The organism is Candidatus Lokiarchaeota archaeon, from assembly GCA_014730275.1.
Classification (GTDB): Archaea; Asgardarchaeota; Thorarchaeia; order Thorarchaeales; family Thorarchaeaceae; genus WJIL01.
This window is the reverse complement of sequence record WJIL01000068.1, coordinates 40634-57134: the sequence shown is the minus strand read 5'-3', so window position 1 is coordinate 57134 and position 16501 is coordinate 40634. Positions and strand designations below refer to the sequence as shown.

Sequence of the window (16501 nt, the reverse complement as noted above, 5' to 3'; positions counted from 1 at the left end):
CTAAACTGCGGGAGGGACTTCCAATGAACGCGGAAGACTCTCTATCCAGCTAAAAAGATATCTCCTCGTAAATTACATTGTGAAATGTTTAATTGGCACCATTCCGTGGGTTGATGCCCCTCTTTGGAGGTGGCATATCGATGAACAATGATAAATCATTAGACCGTGACGCTATTTCGGCGGGTGACCTTCTTTCTTCAAGCACAAAGGCCTATGAAATGTACAATTATCTGAAAACATCACCTAAGATTCAATCGTATCTTCGTGCTGCCAATCGAATGGCAGTATCGCGTCTGGGATACACTGACCATGGTCCGGTACATGCAGAAGTAGCAACATGGAACGCCCTAAGAGTTTTTGATATTCTTGATGACACTTTCAAGCCAAACATCGTTGCTGAAAATCTGGGCGATACCGATGACGCACGCATGATTGTTCTTGCTTCTGCGTATTTGCATGACATTGGCATGGTTGTCCACCGGCAAGAACACGCAATTTCTGCCATGCAACTTGCGAGTCCTATTCTTGGGCCCAAACTTGACAAGATGTATGAAGATCCCGCCAAGGCTGCCGATATTCTAAGTTTCATTCTCCATGGGATTTACGCCCATGATGATGATACCCAGTGCCTGACACTAGAGGCCGGCATCACGAAAATTGGCGATGGGTGCGATATGACGAAAGGCCGTACCATAGTGCCATTCCAGAAAGGGAAAGTGGACATACACAGTGTCAGCGCGCTTGCCATCAAAGATGTTATTCTTGACCATGGTGAGAATCGGCCTTTACTCATCACTGTTCATATGGACAATCCTGCCGGGGTTTTTCAGGTCCAGACTATACTTGAGAAGAAACTAACCACATCGGGCTTACAGAATCAGGTTTCCATAGACGTGGTTGTTAATGGTGACCGATTGGTCCTTACAGAAGTGAAGCGATTGTTCAAGGTCCAGATGAAAGAACCCACAGACCTCAGCGTACATGAAAAAGGGTAAGATGGTAGCCCTGCCAGGATTCGAACCTGGGTCTCCGGGACCAAAACCCGAAATGATTGACCGCTACACTACAGGGCTAGGCTATATTTAGATGATGTCTCCTCGTGATGAAGTAGGCAAATCATCTATCTCGTTTCGAGTCCACGACTGCTTTCAATATTACTGTTTCTGAATGATATGTTGCACATCTAAGGCTTTAGCGGTGAGTTACGATTTGAACTAAGCATTTTGAACGATTCTTGCTGCAGTTTGATTCTTCACTCTTCTCTCTCTAATCCAAATGGTATTCCCTCAGCAATGATTTCAGCAGGGATTTTCTCCTCCCATTCCTTCAGAAATGCGGTTTCCTCAGTTTTCTGTTTCCCCTCTTGTCTAAGATTGTCAGGGAGCATACATGCTATCCCATCGATAACTGGATACCAACGCCCACACTTAGGGCACGTTATGAGTGCGGCATCGATTTCCTCGACCTCCCCATCATCGGTTTGCACCATATGGGATTCAAGTACCTCGAGGTCGAGACTGCTTCTACACTCTTTGACTGGACATGCTAAGATGTCCATAAGCCACCGCTTCACCTTGGATTCTCCTATAAGAAGTCTTCATGGTATCACAATTTAAGAATGATGTAGATACATGACCGACTATCCCTTGTTAGATGGGAAAGCTAATTTGTCATAATCAAGTTGGCGAAACTGGGACAAACCTCTCCGGAGGAAGCTGAATGAAACGAAAGCATCCATACCTTCCTATAACTACAGAAAACAAGAAAGAGATGCTAGAATCTATCGGTGCGGAGAATATTGAAAGTCTTTTCAGTGATATACCTGAGAAATTCAGGCTCGATAAAGAGTTGGACTTGCCTACATCACATACTGAAGAAGAAGTAAGCCGTAGATTGAAGGCGCTTGCATCTAAGAATGTAGAACTAACAGCGGGTAAGAATTTTCTTGGAGCTGGCGTAGATATGCATTACATACCAGCAGCTGTTCCTGCTTTGGCAAACCGTTCGGAGTTTGTCACTTCCTATACAAGCTACCAAGCAGAAGTAAGCCAAGGTATGTTGCAAACTCTCTTTGAATATCAAAGTCTTCTCGCGGAGATTCTACAAATCGATGTTGTCAACAGTAGTATGTATGATATGGCCAGTGCACTTGGTGAAGCTGCGAGGATGGCCTCTCGAATAAAGCGCAAGTGTGCCCGTTTTCTTGTTCCACATTATATGAATCCAAACCACCTCACCGTTCTTGAAACATATTGTGAATCTGCTGATATTGAAGTTGAGAAAGTCAAACAAGATCCCAGAAGTGGGCTGCTGATGCTTGATGATTTGGAATCCAAGCTTGATGATGATGTTGCCGGGGTCTACATAGAAAATCCATCATACCTGGGTGTTATCGAAGAGCAGGTGGACCAGATTAATAGATTAGTTCACGACGCGGGATCACTACTTGTTGCAGGTGTGGATGTTCTTTCACTAGGTCTTATTCGCCCTCCGGGAGACTATGGTGCCGATATAGTGATTGCAGAAGGCCAGCCACTTGGCTCACCTGTTTCATGTGGGGGGCCGTTGCTTGGGATTTTTGGCTGCAAAGGGGGAACGAGGGTGATACGTCAGATGCCTGGCCGCCTTGTTGGTCTAACCCGGACCAAAGAGGAACCTTATGAACGTGGATACGTCCTAACACTGGTTCCTAGGGAGCAGCATATCCGAAGAGAAAAAGCAACGAGTAACATCTGTTCTAACCAAGCACTCATGGCAGTAACTGCAGCAGTATACCTTTCACTTCTTACGCCGTCCGGTTTGGAACAAATGAGCAAAACTATTGCATACAAATCAATGTATGCTGCGAAGAAGCTGAATGAACTGGATGGGGTCGTAGCTCCAGCGGCTGGCTCATCAATTTGGAAGGAATTCGCTGTCAGGTTTGAGGATACTCCGGCGCAAGAGATACGTGAAGGATTGTTAGATCGGGGCATTCACGCAGGTACAATTCTTTCTGATAGCTTTCCAGATCTTGGTGAATCTCTTCTGGTTTGCGTTACTGAACTGCATGAAAAACAGGAAATCGATAAGTTTGTTCAGAGCGTTGAAGAACATCTTACAAAGGAGGTTGAGTAGTATTGACGAAAGATGAACAACGTTACAAACAAGCAAAATGGGACGTTCCTCTTCTTTTTGAGAAGTCCACACCCGGTCAAATAGGTCACTGGTTTCCCGTCCCAGAAGATGCGATTGTTCAAGAAGTAGGATCCGTTGATGAACTGGTTCCTGAGAACATGCAACGGAAAAAGCATCCCGACCTTCCCGAAATCTCGGAGCCTCAGATAGTTAGGCATTTCATTCGTCTCTCACAGATGAACTACTCGGTAACTCAGGGCACCTATCCACTGGGCAGCTGTACTATGAAATACAATCCTGTTGTCAACAATCGTTGCGCTTCGCTAAATGGATTCACCAATATCCATCCATTCCAGGATACATCAACTATCCAGGGTGCCTTGGAACTGATGTGGGAGCTTGAGAAGTGGTTGGGTGAGCTTTCTGGCATGGATGCTGTTACACTACAACCAGCGGCAGGAGCTCAAGGCGAACTAACGGGTGTGCTGCTTATCAGGGAATATCACCGTTGTATAACAAAGGAATGTGAGCAACGGTCAGAAATGCTCATACCCGATTCTGCTCATGGAACAAACCCAGCTTCAGCTGCTATGGCTGGATTTGATGTAGTTGTACTGCCTTCGAGTGATGAAGGGTTGGTTGATACGGAAGCAGTGAAAGATGCTGTGGGCCCCAAGACCGCAGGCTTGATGCTAACGAATCCCAATACTATCGGCGTGTTTGAGAAAGATATCGAAGAAATAGCAGCTACAGTTCATGATGAAGGTGGGTTATTGTACTATGATGGTGCTAACCTGAATGCAATCATGGGGATGACAAGACCTGGCGATATGGGATTTGACATTGTTCATATGAACCTCCACAAGACGATGTCTACACCTCATGGAGGTGGCGGGCCGGGTGCGGGGCCAGTTGGTGTGAAGGACAAACTAGCTGAATTCTTACCCATTCCGCGTATCGTGAGGAAAGCGGACGAAAGCTTTGATTTGAAATATAATTATCCTAACTCGATTGGGAAAGTTCATGGTTTCTTCGGAAATTTCGGTGTTCTTGTACGAGCCTATTCGTATATCTATGCACTTGGTGCTGATGGACTGAAAGAAGCATCGAAACTTGCTGTTCTCAATGCTAACTACTGTGCGAGACACATTGAGGAAATCCAAGGTTTCAAACTGCCGTATTCTCAAGATGCGCCTCGAAAACACGAGTGCGTGATTTCCGCACAACAAATGAAGGAAGATACCGGCGTCACAGCTATGCACATCGCGAAGCGACTTCTTGACTTTGGCGTGCATGCGCCTACCGTATATTTCCCTCAGATTGTTGATGAGGCTCTTATGATTGAGCCAACCGAAACTGAATCCAAAGAAGAGCTTGATACCTTCATCTCTGCTCTGGAAACCATTTCGGAAGAAGCCTATGAAACGCCTGAGAAAGTTAAGAACGCACCACACTCGACTGCATTTAGAAAGCTAGACGAGTATCGTGCCGCTCATCCAAGGACCCTCACACTCTCCTGGAGGATGTTTCAGGAACGGCTCTCCAAAGACAACGATGAAGACTGAATAATTTATCTAGTCTTCTGTTTATATCGTACTTGCTAGAGATGACGGTAAGATGGCCCAACTAACCCTGAGAAAAGAGGCCGGACGCCATATGATCTTTCTCGATGCTAAGAGAATCGGGAATGATTACCTCGTGTGCATATATGGTGGAGATGAACACCACATTGGGGGAGTAGCCACTGCATATCAAACGCGTAGTCACTACCGTGATGCTTCAACTACGAGTGTGAATACTATGGCTCTTCCTGGACACAAAGACTATCTCATTGCAAACTCTGCAGCTGAGAAGATATGCGAAGCATTGCACACCTCAGCGGTTGTAACAGCTGGTATCCATTATGATGATGTGACAAAGGCTGAGATTACTCAGATTGTTGATGTGGCTGATCATCTCGTTGAAGATATGATTCGGCACTATCAAAAGGCTGAATAGCCTACCGTTTCAAGCTCTGTCTGATAGGCGTATGCAAGTCCGTTTCAAACCCCTTGGCACCCTCAGAAGAAAAATAGGGAAAAACGAAATGGTTCTAGACTTGAATGAAGGAGCAACTGTTGGGGATGCCTTGGATGCAGTTCTGGAGAACAGTGAGGAGGAGGTACGCCATATTGTCATGACCGAGGGGGAACTCAGTGGCAACCTCATTTTGATGCTCAACAAGACAAGTGTAGAAAATCTTGAGGGCGAGGATACAAAGCTTCATGATGGAGACGAAATCGTATTGCTCCCTCATATCCAAGGGGGTGAAGGTGATTGCAACTGGACATGAAATACTACATTGAAACTTACGGTTGTTCTCTTAATGATGCTGATTCCGATATCATAGCGGGTGTGCTTAACAGCGTGGGGGCACAACAAGTCTTCAATCAAGAAGATGCCGAAGTGATAGTGGTCAACACTTGTGGTGTCAAGGAACCAACTGAGGATCGGGTCATTCATCGGCTGAAAGAACTCTCTCAGATCAACAAACCTGTTATTGTAGCCGGTTGCCTTCCCAGAATCTCCTTGAAGAGAATCAAACGAGCTATTCCCAATTTCGCAGCAATACACACTCCTCAATCAATCCATTCTCTTCCTTCTTCCCTGCGGGCTATCATGAATGATGAAAGAGGCATCGTGAAACTCGACTCCTTCGAGGACGCCCCCAAGATTGATTCCCTACGTCTTCCTCCTGATTCGGTCATTTGCACAATTCCGATTTGTGAAGGTTGTCTTGGTTCTTGTGCATATTGTGCTGTGAAGTTTGCCAGAGGAAATGTAAGAAGCTATAGCATTGACAGAATCATCAAACTCGTACTAGAGTGTATCAAGAGCGGCTATCGCGAGATTCGGCTTACCTCACAGGATTCGGGTGTATATGGTCATGACAGGGGCACGAACCTTCTTCAGCTGTTACAGAAACTTGACACACTCGCTGGAAATCATCGCTTCAGACTGGGCATGTTCAATCCGAATCTCGTCTCGCCGTTCTTGGATGATATGGTGCACGTTATGTCTTCTGAGCATTATTTCAACTTCTTCCACATGCCTCTTCAGTCAGGAAGTAATGAGATTCTGGCCAGAATGAATCGTCGATACACTGTTGAAGAGTGGGGTAATGCAGTAGAGCGTATCCGCGAAGAAATTCCACGCGCAACTATCGCTACAGATGTAATAGCTGGTTTTCCCGGTGAAACAGAGAATGATTTTCATGAGACCGTGACGGCACTCAAACAATACAGACCCGCTTTGGTCAACATATCAAAATATGGCGATCGGCCTGATACAGAGGCATCCAAGTCTAGTCAGAAAGTTGACACTCGGGTAAAAAAGCAGAGAAGCAGGAAGCTAACGAATCTAGTAACCAAACTGAACCTCGCCAATCATAGAGCATGGGTTGATTGGATTGGTCCTGTTGTTGTAACTCGATATGGCTCAAAAAGTGGACTTATGGGTCGCAACCCTTCTTATGTACCCGTCATTCTACATGATGAGGATATTGCTATAGGTGAGACTGTGACCGCGAAAATTACCAAGGCTCATAGGACATATCTATCAGGAGAAGTTATTACCTCGGCTCAATATTGACATCCACTATCTTGCCTGTGTTTGCACTTTCTCTTGCAGCTTCTACAATCTTCAGGGCTGCAACACCATCATCAAGGCCGACTCGTGGCGCTTTTCCGGTTTCTATGCTGCTGAGAAAATCGTTTATGACCTCTTGTACTGGTTCACCGTAGACTTTGATTGTGGCACCCCTTTCTGGTAAATGAATCATCTGGCTATCAGCTGAGGGCTCTTCATCCAGATCCTGCAATTTGATTATCTGACCAAACAGATCGAGAATAAGATTTCCTTTCTCGCCGGAAACGTCCATGCTTCGCCTTCTGCCTGCATACTGGCGTGAAAGATGGAATACATGCTCTGTACCGTTTTCGAATTCAACCATAACTGTTGCAGAATTGAACACACCCTCCTTCTTGTGCCCTTGCGCATACAGGGTTCCCTCTCCATGGCTAATCCGGGCCATTATATCAAAATCATGTACCCCGATGTCTTGAAACACATCGCCAAGTGATGGAATTCTACTTGGTTGGACATGCCCCCTCCGATCATGTATGATTGTCCTGGGATCTCCAATAGTACCATTGTTAATCAAATCTAGTGCTCTATCGACCACAGGATTGTATATTTCGGAGTGTGAGACGACAACTCCTATCCCCTTTTCTTTCAGAACCTTTGCCACTCTATTTGCGTCCGCAAGGGTGCTGGCAAGCGGTTTTTCAATCAGGATGCCCCTGACACTATCAAATTTCTCGGCAATAGATTGTGCTATCTCAGCATGAGTAGACGTTGGAGTTGAGATTATCACTCCATCAATTCCTTTGCTTTCTATCATTGCTTCATAACTTTCGAAGGCGTCGACACCGTATTTACTGGCTATCTGGGCCGCCTTCTCCTTGTCGATATCAGCAACCCCGGAAAGCGCGCGTACATTGTGTAGCACTCTGGCGTGGATCTTTCCCATGTTGCCAGCGCCGATGATTCCAATCTGTGGAGCCTTCATTCTTCCTTACTCCGCTTACGGTGGAGAGCCATGAAAACTGCCTTTATAGCTTTTCATCATTGTAAAGCCCTCTTCACCAATATCAATAGAATGAAAAATGGTGCGGAGGGCGAGATTTGAACTCGCGGACTCCTACGAGAGTGCCCACGCAATCGAAAATGGCTTCCGACACGCTCTAGGCCCTCAACCTAGCACCTTTGGCCAGGCTTGGTAACCTCCGCATATGAGAGTAGTAGTGGGTTCGCAGACCTAGCGGGGCAAGTGATACTTTTTACCTTTTCGGGATGGCAATGGACTGAAGAAACAGAAACGATATGAGACGGGGAAAAACCCCGAGAGAAGCGAAGCAACGCTTCGCCAACAGACACTAATCTGGGTAAACTAGGAACACTGTTGTCTATCTCGTGATAGCCGCAAACCACTCTAATGGTGGAAGTTGGTGTTCTTCTTCTTTCTTCTCTTTCTTACATTTAGTATCTTTCAAACTATTCACCTCCTATTTCTGTATACTAGGGAATTTGCACTGATAATATCTATGAAATGTACATCGTTCTCTAGGTCCAAAGCAGAAAAGGATGGAGCCCCGGGCGGGAATTTCGTCCACACAGAAATTGCAATGGACTTCGAACCCGCGGTTTTCTGCTTACGAAGCAGACGCCTTCAACCACTTGGCCACCGAGGCCCGTCTGATGCCGTGTGCCGATAGTGTGGTTATAAACATTTATCATTAGACTTCATGGAGCCAGTTGTGGAGCCCAACAATGGAAAATAACGATATAGGTGAACGGGAATTCCTATCACAAATCAAATATCTCGTACGAAAAATCCCGGGATCACGACTTGATTTCGACGATGACGCATCGGATATTCCCCTGCATGAAAACGAAAGCATAGTCATCAATGTAGACACCTTCGTAACAAGTACTGACAAGCTTCCAGGGATGAGTTACGCTCAATCCGGAAGAAAAACGGCAGTGATGACACTCAGTGATTTGGCTGCAAAAGGTGCTTCTCCACGAGGAATGCTTTTGTCAGCATGTGTTGGTGATGATTCCCAAACCGAATCCATGCATGAATGTATCCGTGGATTCTCACAGTATTGTCTCAAGTCTGATGTACCATTCCTTGGCGGCGATTTGGGATATTCAAAGGAGATTGTTCTAACAGGGGTTGGCATTGGGACTGCCTCGCCGCCACGAATCGTAACGAGAACTGGCGCGCAACCTGGTGATATTATAGCGGTTACTGATACATTTGGCCTTAGTTCTGTTGCCTTCAATATATTACTCGAGGGCTACTCTGCCGAAAAGAAACTGCGGAATCGGGCCATCAAGGCTGCATACAAACCTGATATCCATCTTTCCATAGTTTCAGAGCTTTCGAAAGCTTCCGTTGTACACTCTTCTATGGACAGCAGCGATGGTCTTGGTATCACCTTGAATACCCTCGCAGAACGAAGTGGACACCTCTTTTTGATCGATGAATTGCCTGTTGCAGCTGGTGTGGAGGAATTTACGAAGAAACACAATCTCGATCTCGTCGAAGTCATTATGCAGGGTGGTGAGGAATTCAGTCTTGTGCTTACAATCTCAACAGAGGGGTGGGACAAGGCTGTTGAAATTGCAAAACGTGAACATGCAAAACTGATGCCCATTGGTCACGTCGAAGAAGGTTCTGGAGTTAGATATATGGGGGACTCTCATGAAAGAATGATTCCCACAAAAGGCTATGATGTTTTGAAAAAGGGGTGAACTGACTGGAACGGGTTTTCATTATTGATGGGTATGTTGACGAACCGACATGCTTGGGTGTTCCGCCTTACCTAGCAACCTATCCCCGATATGTAGCAGGTGCCATTTGGGCTCACTCTCCTGATATTGATATTATCTATCAAACCATCGATGATGTGCGAAACAATCAGAGAGATTCCATTAGGAATTGGACATCAGCTGATTTGCTTGTTCTCATTGCTGGCATGATTGTTCCTGGAAAGTATCTCGGTGGAAATCCGATATCAATTCAAGAAGCAAAGGATGTTTTCTCTTCACCTTTAGTGGCAACGGTACCGAAAATGCTGGTTGGTCCTTGGGCACGATTCGGTTGCGGCTTTGAGGGGGGAAAACGTGCACTAAGCCCTGATGCTCTTTCTCCCCCCTTTGATTGTATTGTGGATGGCGATGTGCAGGCAGTCTTGGATGAATATATAACAGGAAACAAGCATCCAAAGGACTTGGACTGCTCATTGGAGCGAGACAACTACAAGAAATTTGAGGACTCCGTAATCAAGGGAACACACATCGTAAGCCAGCATCCAGACCATTCGAATAATCATCTAATTTGTGAAATTGAAACATATTCAGGCTGCCCCAGATACCTGACTGGGGGTTGCTCATTCTGCATTGAGCCCCTCCAAGGACCACCTCGACAGCGATCAGTGGATGCAGTACTACGAGAAGTTGAATCCTTATATCAGCAAGGTGTTCGTGCTTTTCGTATAGGAAACCAACCAGATCTTTTCACATATGGTTCCAAGGAGATGGGCATAGAAGAATTCCCAACTCCGTGTCCACATACGATTGAGCGCCTTTTTTCTGGAATCCGTTCGATTGCCCCGGATTTAGACGTACTTCATATTGACAATGTGAACCCGGGAACAATAGCACATCATCCTGAAGAAAGCACAGAAGTTGCTGAAATCCTCGTGAAATACCATACCCCGGGAGATGTGGCTGCGTTTGGTGTCGAATCTTTTGATCCAAAAGTTGCCAAAGAAAACAATCTCAAAGCTTCAGGTGAAGAAATCATTCAGGCTATCCGGATACTGAATGAAGTTGGTGCCAAACGCGTAGCTCGTGGTTTGCCACATTTGCTACCTGGAATCAATTTGTTATATGGTCTACCGGGAGAGACCAGTCAAACTATCAAGCACAATATGGATTATCTCGATAGGATACTACAGGAAGGCCTGATGCTTCGAAGAATCAATATCCGCCAAGTGATTCACGTCCCCGGCACCCGAGCATATGATATGGGAGAAACTAGCTTAGAACATCACGAATTTTACCGCCATAAGGCAGAGGTTCGCGAACGAATCGATCTTCCCATGATTCAGCGTATTGCACCACAGGGCACAGTCATCCGTTCAGCTTTTGTTGAGGCCCAACGAGGGAAGAACCTACTTTTGCGCCCTCTCGGGACGTATCCGCTCCTATGCCATATGCCAAATGGAAGCCACCATGCGCGCCAAATGGACCTCTTAGTGGTAGATCATGGCCCCAGAAGCCTTACAGTCCTTCCATATCCTATCAATCCTGAAGAATTAAGTCTGAGGCAGTGGCGCGCTATTCCTGGGATTGGTTCTAAGCGAGCAGCCCGTCTCAAAATAGCCTCCGGTTCAAAGACAGAAGAAGACCTGTACGATTCCGTGGGCATTGAACTACCAGAGTGGCTGGTAAATTCACTATCAACAAGGGCTTCTTGAAGGTCTCAGGCTTCGGTAGCTGATTCTCAGAATGAACTATGGTTGAAGTGGCGGGCCGGGAGGGACTTTTGGGCTGGCCTTTGGAAATCAAAGGCCAAGAACCCTCGAAGTCCAACTTTCTTCAGGCCAGATGACGACCTATAGAAGGCTGGTGCCCTATCCGGGCTAGGCAACCGGCCCATTCAAATCCAACTGAACTCTATATCGTCATAAAGCTTTCCGCCTAGTAATGAATTCTTACTATACTATGATTTCAAATGCGTGTGCAGGTACCTCTCATGGGCTTGGGAATGGGCTAATCACTATGCGACAAAAGAAGGCGGATACGTAACGAAATACTGCACAACGATGGCAAGCACAATACCTCCAAAGACGAGACCTTTCCCCCTCTTTGGGTTCGCTTCGGTAAACCACAGGATTGCGCCTGTTAGAACGACTATGACTGCAGATGAGTATCCAATGAAGATAAGAAAGTCCCAAATCTCAGCGAAATACATCGTAATCATCTCAGCGAAGTTTGTAAGCGGGCTCAGTAATGGGAAATACATCGTATCTCACAGGATTTGATACCGTGATTGAAGATTTAAGGTCGTGAAATTCGTTTGTAGAAACTGTATAAGGTGCTTGAGCTTCTTGGACATAGAGCAGATATCTATTCGACTTCGGCTGATTCTGATTCTTCGCTCTGAAGTCCCTCTAAGATTGCCCCAAGAACCAACCCTATTCCTACCCCGGCTCCAATGTACCATGCTTGATTTGCTAGAATAAACAGTAAAACTCCTGCAGCTGCACCAAGTATAATCCCTAGACCCACATACATTCCTTTTCTCTTGGACAAGTTACTCATCGTACAAATCCCTAGCTCGCAACGTAAATCCTCTGGGTTTAAGGATACTGCTTTTGTAACAAACAAACGAGGGGGCGAGATTCTTAGAATGTCTAGTTCGTCATTAATCCGCTACAGAAGGCGTCAACATTTCGTCCTAGGTCTTCATGGTTGTAACCGCCTTCAAGTACTCCGTATCGACGTCCGTTGCATTCTTCCTGTGCGAACTCGCTCATGAGATGTCCGAGTTTGTGAAAGGCATCGGTTGAGAGATTCCCTCCCCAATCACCTTCGTACTGGTCGAAACCTGCAGATGCAACGATGATATCAACGGAGGGACTGCTTGAGAGTGTCTCTTTCACCTCCTGAAGATAAGCCTCATTTCCTTTGCTACTAGGATTGACTATCACAAAAGCATCATCATTTCCAAGAATATTGATGGTGCCATCTCCCGTGTGGAGATCGAAGTCAAGAATGAACGCTGAGTCTATGATTCCTTCTGCCCTCAAATCCAACAATGATATTGCTACATTATTGAAGTAGCAGAAGCCCCAATATCCCCGTCGTGAAGCATGATGGCCAGGTGGCCTGACAAGAGCAAATGAGGGATCACCTTCTGCTGCGATGTGTCCGGCTTTGATTGCACCTCCCGCGGCCAGTGCCGCGAGTCGATACACCACCCCATTGGAACCCCCATAGCCTTCCTTTGCTACATTCTCGACATGAGTTGGATCATGTGCATACCGTATTTGTTTCTTCGTTGCAGGCTTGGGTTCCACGAATTCATAATCCTCGCTTTTGCTAAGAACCTGCACTGCCGTATCTAATCTTCCGGGCGCCCCTGCCGGTGTTCTATCGTAGGTTTTCGCCATATCAGGATGATATACAATCTGCAATTTCAGTTCACCATTATTGTCTTTTGAGAATCATATAGCGTACCTCTATTCTACTTTAGCGTACTTGAAAATTGCTCTGGAAAAAAATTAGGGTGTTGGGCAGAAAGCTTGCGGCCTCTGCCCATTGAAATTGGGAAGTAGATGAGCTTTTAGAACTGTTCTAGCCAAATAGGCTGCCCAATCCTTCAGTAGCTTCATCTTCGTCTTCTTCTTCCTCTTCCTCTTCTTCCTCTTCTTCAGCAGGCTCTTCAGTTGGGGCTTCGCCAGCACCTGCAGCAGGTGCAGCTGGCATTGCCGCACTCTTCAGTGCATCTTCAATATCGACACCCTCGAGAGCTGCAATCAGGGCTTTAATTCTACCCTGGTCAGCTTCTACGTCAGCCGCACTAAGGACGGCCTCCATGTTTTCTGAATCTATCTTCTTGCCTGCTTTGTGAAGCAGTAATGCTGCGTATACATATTCCATCTCTTGATACCTCTCTAAGTTATGCTATCATCCGAACATTGATCCTAGGCCTTCGGTTGCCTCTACTTCTTCGTCCTCCTCTTCGTCTTCGCTCTCAGCAACCTCTTCTTCCTGAGGTTGCTGTGCTGGAGATGCAGCTGGGACAGAACTGATCTCATCAATGATTTCTGAGGGTATTGCGTCTGGGTTCTCGTTAGCTAATTGCTTTGCTAGTGCTAGTGATTCTGCATTGGCTTTCGCAAGGAACTCGCCTATCATATCTGGCACCACGAAACCGGTGCTCAGAGCTAGGCTCTTGGCTTCTCTATCCGCCTTGGCTATAACCATCGGAATGGTATCAGCCGTTGGATAACCTGCATTAATTGACAGATTAACTGCGAATTGGTGACCAATAATGACTTCCTTGAATATATCCTGAAGATCAGTTTCAAGTACGTTCTCTGTCAGAAGCGTGCCGTCAGCATATGCAGCAATGAGTTTCAGCTGAAGTTCCATGGGTTCTATGCCCAGTCTTCCAAGCATCTGTGCCATGGCATTGGAGACAATTTCACCTGCCTCAACTGCAACGGTTTCTTCGGTGATATGAATAACACCGCCTTTCACACGTGAGGGAATATCAAGGGCTGCTAACTCACTGATGAAGGGGCCTGGTGCAACACCTGTATTCATTGATGGTACAATGATATCTTTTGGTGTAACCTGCCCACCCTTTGCCGGTGCTGCAGCTTTGTTCTCTCTTAGGAACTGACTAAGATTGAACGGGTTTTGGTCACTAAAGACGAAAGCGACTGGTCCTTTTACATGATTCTCCAGTTTCTGGATACCCTCTTTATCCACCTTGTCGATGGCCCTTTTCATGAGGGTATTTCGTGCCATTTTGATAACCGCTGAGCCTCTGAGGCTCTCTCGAATACCATGCATTTGTTTGGCACCAACGCCTTCAACATTTACAAGACCAACCATCTCACTGTCTTCGATCATGTCACTTAGCTTCTTTACGGTGTCTTTCTTCCATTGTGGAACATCGTGTTCATATACAGTCACTCATCTCACCTCTTACCGTGGTACCTCAATTGCTGGGCCCATTGTTGTTTTCACATAAACGCTATCTATTCTCCGTGCCAACCCCTTGTCTCTCACGAAATCGATTACGGCATCCGTGTTTTCGGCAATCTGCTCGTCACCCATTCGCTCATGGCCGACCTTGACATGGAAGGTTGGGGTATTTCTCATTCTGATTCTTACGGTTCTTTGATACTGTTCGACAACACCACCAAGATCAGCTTCAGGTGGGTACGGCTTGGGCATCTTCCCACGTGGACCTAGTAGCTGTCCCAAATATCTTCCAACAAGGGGCATGGCGTCTCGGGCAGCAATAAAGAAATCAAATTCTTTCACCACTGCTTTCTGCTTGCTTTTGTCCTCCCCTATTTCTGCTATCTCGTCTTTGGAGATGACTCTAGATACGCCTGCAGCCTTTGCATTTTCAGCGAATTCTCCATCCCCAAAAGCAGCTACTTTGGATGGTGGATACAAATCATTCGGTAGAATCAGCTCTTCGTTAAATCGGTTTTCCGGATCTGACATGTCAATTTCTTTTGTCCGGAAGTTAACAGCGGTATCGAAGCTCTGTTCGAAATTGATATCTCGGGCCACTCCTTTCTTTCTGGCCTCGGATACTGCCTCTTTTATGTCCGGGAATTCGTAAGCCACCCTTTATCCCTCCCTGAACGGCTCATCAAGCTCATCATCCCACTCACCGTTGGCTACTTCTTTCTGGAACACCTTGGGCTCTTTTCCCTCAATCGTAACACCCATCGATACACAAGTACCGGCTACAGTTAGAACAGCAGCTTTCATATCTAGGGCAGTCAAGTCGTTTGCTTTACCCTTTGCAACTTTCTTCAGCTGTTCAATACTTATGTCTCCAACTTTAGACAGGTTTGGTTCGCCAGAACCTTGTGGCGCTCCTACTTCTTTGAGTATGAGCGCACTTGTTGGAGGGGTTCCTACATCGACTTCAAATTCCTTGGAAGATGGATCCACAATGATGGTAACAGGTACCTTCAGTCCTTCGTACGGTTGGGTCACTTCGTTAATCTTCTGTACTACTTGGTAGATATTGACACCCGTTGGACCTAGAGCAGGACCTATTGGAGGCCCACCAGAGGCTTTTCCGCCTTCCACCATGGCATCTACAGTTATTTTGTTCGCTTCACTCATTTCAAACAAGACTCCTTATGCAGTTGTAACATCAGACATAGCTGTCTGAGAAATCGCTCGACCTGCCATTGAAAATTAGATTCACATTTGGCAAAGTCTACTGCATCGGTTGTCACTTTTCATCACCCCAGACATGACGTCTATGCGTTCATGTCAGATTAAGGAGTTACAAGGAGGTTGCCTTGAATTCAGTTTTTAAGCGTTGTGGACTAGTTGTTGTATACTTGCTTCAATCTACTTCGCCCAGAACCCGCTTTCTTCCTCTCCTTCCTCTTCTTCATCCTCTTCTGGTTCAGCTTTTTCAACAAGCTTGGCAAAATCTGCATGTACTCTTATTGGAATCGTATGAGGACTGTCAAGCAGTTCTAAGATCAATTCTCCTTTTGCTGATTCGACTCTGACTACCTTAGCCCGTTCACCCTTGAATGCTCCAGAAATAATCTCAACGAGATCGCCAACTGAAATACCCTCAGCGGCGGGTGGAGGTACAAGAAACTTGTCAATTTCTTCAAGTGTCACCTTTCCCCCAACACGCCCTCGTACATGGGGAATTCCTTGGATTGCCAATTCCACATCTCTAAATTCCATGGTTTCAAGGAATATATACCCTCTCAGAGTACCGGGCACAAGAACTGCTTTAACCCGTCCTAATAGCTTGTTTTCCGATACACGTTCAGGAGAATCTTCCCCTTCGGCCATCTGGCATTCCTTTATATGCTCCTGAGCATCATCCTTGAAGTCAAACTCCTTTTCACAAAATGGACATACCCAGATATCATTTGCACTGGTCACGGCTGTTCTAATTAAATCTCCAACGCTCTTTTCCTGTCCAATTGTAGTTCGTACTGCATAAATGTTGCCCGTGGATTGCATATACAAGACC

General features: G+C 46.0%; 18 protein-coding genes and 4 tRNA genes. 8 read left to right on the top strand and 14 right to left on the bottom strand.

Features of this window, described 5'->3' with window-relative positions; translation table 11 throughout:
* The first annotated feature begins 140 nt into the window (after positions 1-140).
* Complete coding sequence (locus GF309_07375) at positions 141-995, top strand: HD domain-containing protein (GenBank protein MBD3158592.1); 855 nt, start codon at positions 141-143, stop codon at positions 993-995.
* A gap of 2 nt (positions 996-997) precedes the next feature.
* Here the strand turns inward: GF309_07375 and GF309_07370 are convergent.
* Together GF309_07370 and GF309_07365 are read right to left on the bottom strand one after the other, a co-directional pair.
* Positions 998-1073: transfer RNA gene (locus GF309_07370), tRNA-Gln, on the bottom strand.
* Between the two features lie 179 nt (positions 1074-1252).
* Positions 1253-1573 carry a hypothetical protein gene (locus GF309_07365; GenBank protein ID MBD3158591.1) on the bottom strand — a complete coding sequence of 107 codons (321 nt, stop codon included), beginning with the start codon at positions 1571-1573 and terminating at the stop codon, positions 1253-1255.
* Between the two features lie 146 nt (positions 1574-1719).
* On the opposite strand from GF309_07365, the gene GF309_07360 reads away from it, so the two are divergent.
* From GF309_07360 to GF309_07340, 5 genes are read left to right on the top strand one after another with little or no spacing between them, the layout of a single operon-like run.
* Entirely contained in the window at positions 1720-3117 is a 1398-nt protein-coding gene (locus tag GF309_07360) for an aminomethyl-transferring glycine dehydrogenase subunit GcvPA (GenBank protein MBD3158590.1), read from the top strand.
* 2 nt (positions 3118-3119) lie between these two features.
* Positions 3120-4682, top strand: coding sequence for an aminotransferase class V-fold PLP-dependent enzyme (locus tag GF309_07355; GenBank protein ID MBD3158589.1), 1563 nt, complete (start codon positions 3120-3122; stop codon positions 4680-4682).
* 52 nt (positions 4683-4734) lie between these two features.
* Positions 4735-5115, top strand: coding sequence for a hypothetical protein (locus tag GF309_07350; protein ID MBD3158588.1), 381 nt, complete (start codon positions 4735-4737; stop codon positions 5113-5115).
* Between the two features lie 31 nt (positions 5116-5146).
* The gene (locus GF309_07345) at positions 5147-5449 is read left to right on the top strand and encodes a MoaD family protein (GenBank protein ID MBD3158587.1); all 303 of its coding nucleotides are present in this window, start codon (positions 5147-5149) and stop codon (positions 5447-5449) included.
* Positions 5434-6747, top strand: coding sequence for a tRNA (N(6)-L-threonylcarbamoyladenosine(37)-C(2))-methylthiotransferase (locus tag GF309_07340; GenBank protein MBD3158586.1), 1314 nt, complete (start codon positions 5434-5436; stop codon positions 6745-6747). The genes GF309_07345 and GF309_07340 overlap by 16 nt, the downstream gene beginning before the upstream one ends.
* On the opposite strand, the gene GF309_07335 is transcribed toward GF309_07340, so the two are convergent.
* From GF309_07335 to GF309_07325, 3 genes are all read right to left on the bottom strand, one after another.
* A complete protein-coding gene (locus GF309_07335) occupies positions 6728-7726 on the bottom strand; it encodes a hypothetical protein (protein ID MBD3158585.1) in 999 nt (332 codons plus the stop codon). The two genes, GF309_07340 and GF309_07335, sit on opposite strands and share 20 nt — an antisense overlap.
* A gap of 98 nt (positions 7727-7824) precedes the next feature.
* Positions 7825-7947 (bottom strand) — tRNA-Leu (locus tag GF309_07330).
* Between the two features lie 355 nt (positions 7948-8302).
* Positions 8303-8408: transfer RNA gene (locus tag GF309_07325), tRNA-Thr, on the bottom strand.
* A 79-nt stretch (positions 8409-8487) separates the two neighbouring features.
* Here GF309_07325 and thiL point away from each other — a divergent pair.
* Complete coding sequence (thiL, locus tag GF309_07320) at positions 8488-9477, top strand: thiamine-phosphate kinase (GenBank protein ID MBD3158584.1); 990 nt, start codon at positions 8488-8490, stop codon at positions 9475-9477.
* Between the two features lie 53 nt (positions 9478-9530).
* Positions 9531-11207 (top strand): radical SAM protein, encoded by a 1677-nt coding sequence (locus GF309_07315; protein ID MBD3158583.1) that lies wholly within the window; start codon positions 9531-9533, stop codon positions 11205-11207.
* 48 nt (positions 11208-11255) lie between these two features.
* Here GF309_07315 and GF309_07310 read toward each other — a convergent pair.
* The 9 genes from GF309_07310 to GF309_07270 form a co-directional block, all read right to left on the bottom strand.
* A tRNA-Arg gene (locus GF309_07310) sits at positions 11256-11387 on the bottom strand.
* A 122-nt stretch (positions 11388-11509) separates the two neighbouring features.
* A complete protein-coding gene (locus tag GF309_07305) occupies positions 11510-11755 on the bottom strand; it encodes a hypothetical protein (protein ID MBD3158582.1) in 246 nt (81 codons plus the stop codon).
* 104 nt (positions 11756-11859) lie between these two features.
* On the bottom strand, positions 11860-12045 hold the full coding sequence (locus GF309_07300; protein ID MBD3158581.1) for a hypothetical protein: 186 nt from the start codon (positions 12043-12045) through the stop codon (positions 11860-11862).
* A gap of 101 nt (positions 12046-12146) precedes the next feature.
* Entirely contained in the window at positions 12147-12929 is a 783-nt protein-coding gene (locus GF309_07295; protein ID MBD3158580.1) for a histone deacetylase family protein, read from the bottom strand.
* A 160-nt stretch (positions 12930-13089) separates the two neighbouring features.
* A complete protein-coding gene (gene rpl12p / locus GF309_07290; protein ID MBD3158579.1) occupies positions 13090-13395 on the bottom strand; it encodes a 50S ribosomal protein P1 in 306 nt (101 codons plus the stop codon).
* A 27-nt stretch (positions 13396-13422) separates the two neighbouring features.
* Entirely contained in the window at positions 13423-14439 is a 1017-nt protein-coding gene (locus tag GF309_07285; GenBank protein MBD3158578.1) for a 50S ribosomal protein L10, read from the bottom strand.
* 12 nt (positions 14440-14451) lie between these two features.
* On the bottom strand, positions 14452-15108 hold the full coding sequence (locus GF309_07280) for a 50S ribosomal protein L1 (protein ID MBD3158577.1): 657 nt from the start codon (positions 15106-15108) through the stop codon (positions 14452-14454).
* Between the two features lie 3 nt (positions 15109-15111).
* The gene (locus GF309_07275) at positions 15112-15618 is read right to left on the bottom strand and encodes a 50S ribosomal protein L11 (protein MBD3158576.1); all 507 of its coding nucleotides are present in this window, start codon (positions 15616-15618) and stop codon (positions 15112-15114) included.
* A 234-nt stretch (positions 15619-15852) separates the two neighbouring features.
* Positions 15853-16491 (bottom strand): transcription elongation factor Spt5, encoded by a 639-nt coding sequence (locus GF309_07270; protein ID MBD3158575.1) that lies wholly within the window; start codon positions 16489-16491, stop codon positions 15853-15855.
* Positions 16492-16501 lie beyond the last annotated feature (10 nt).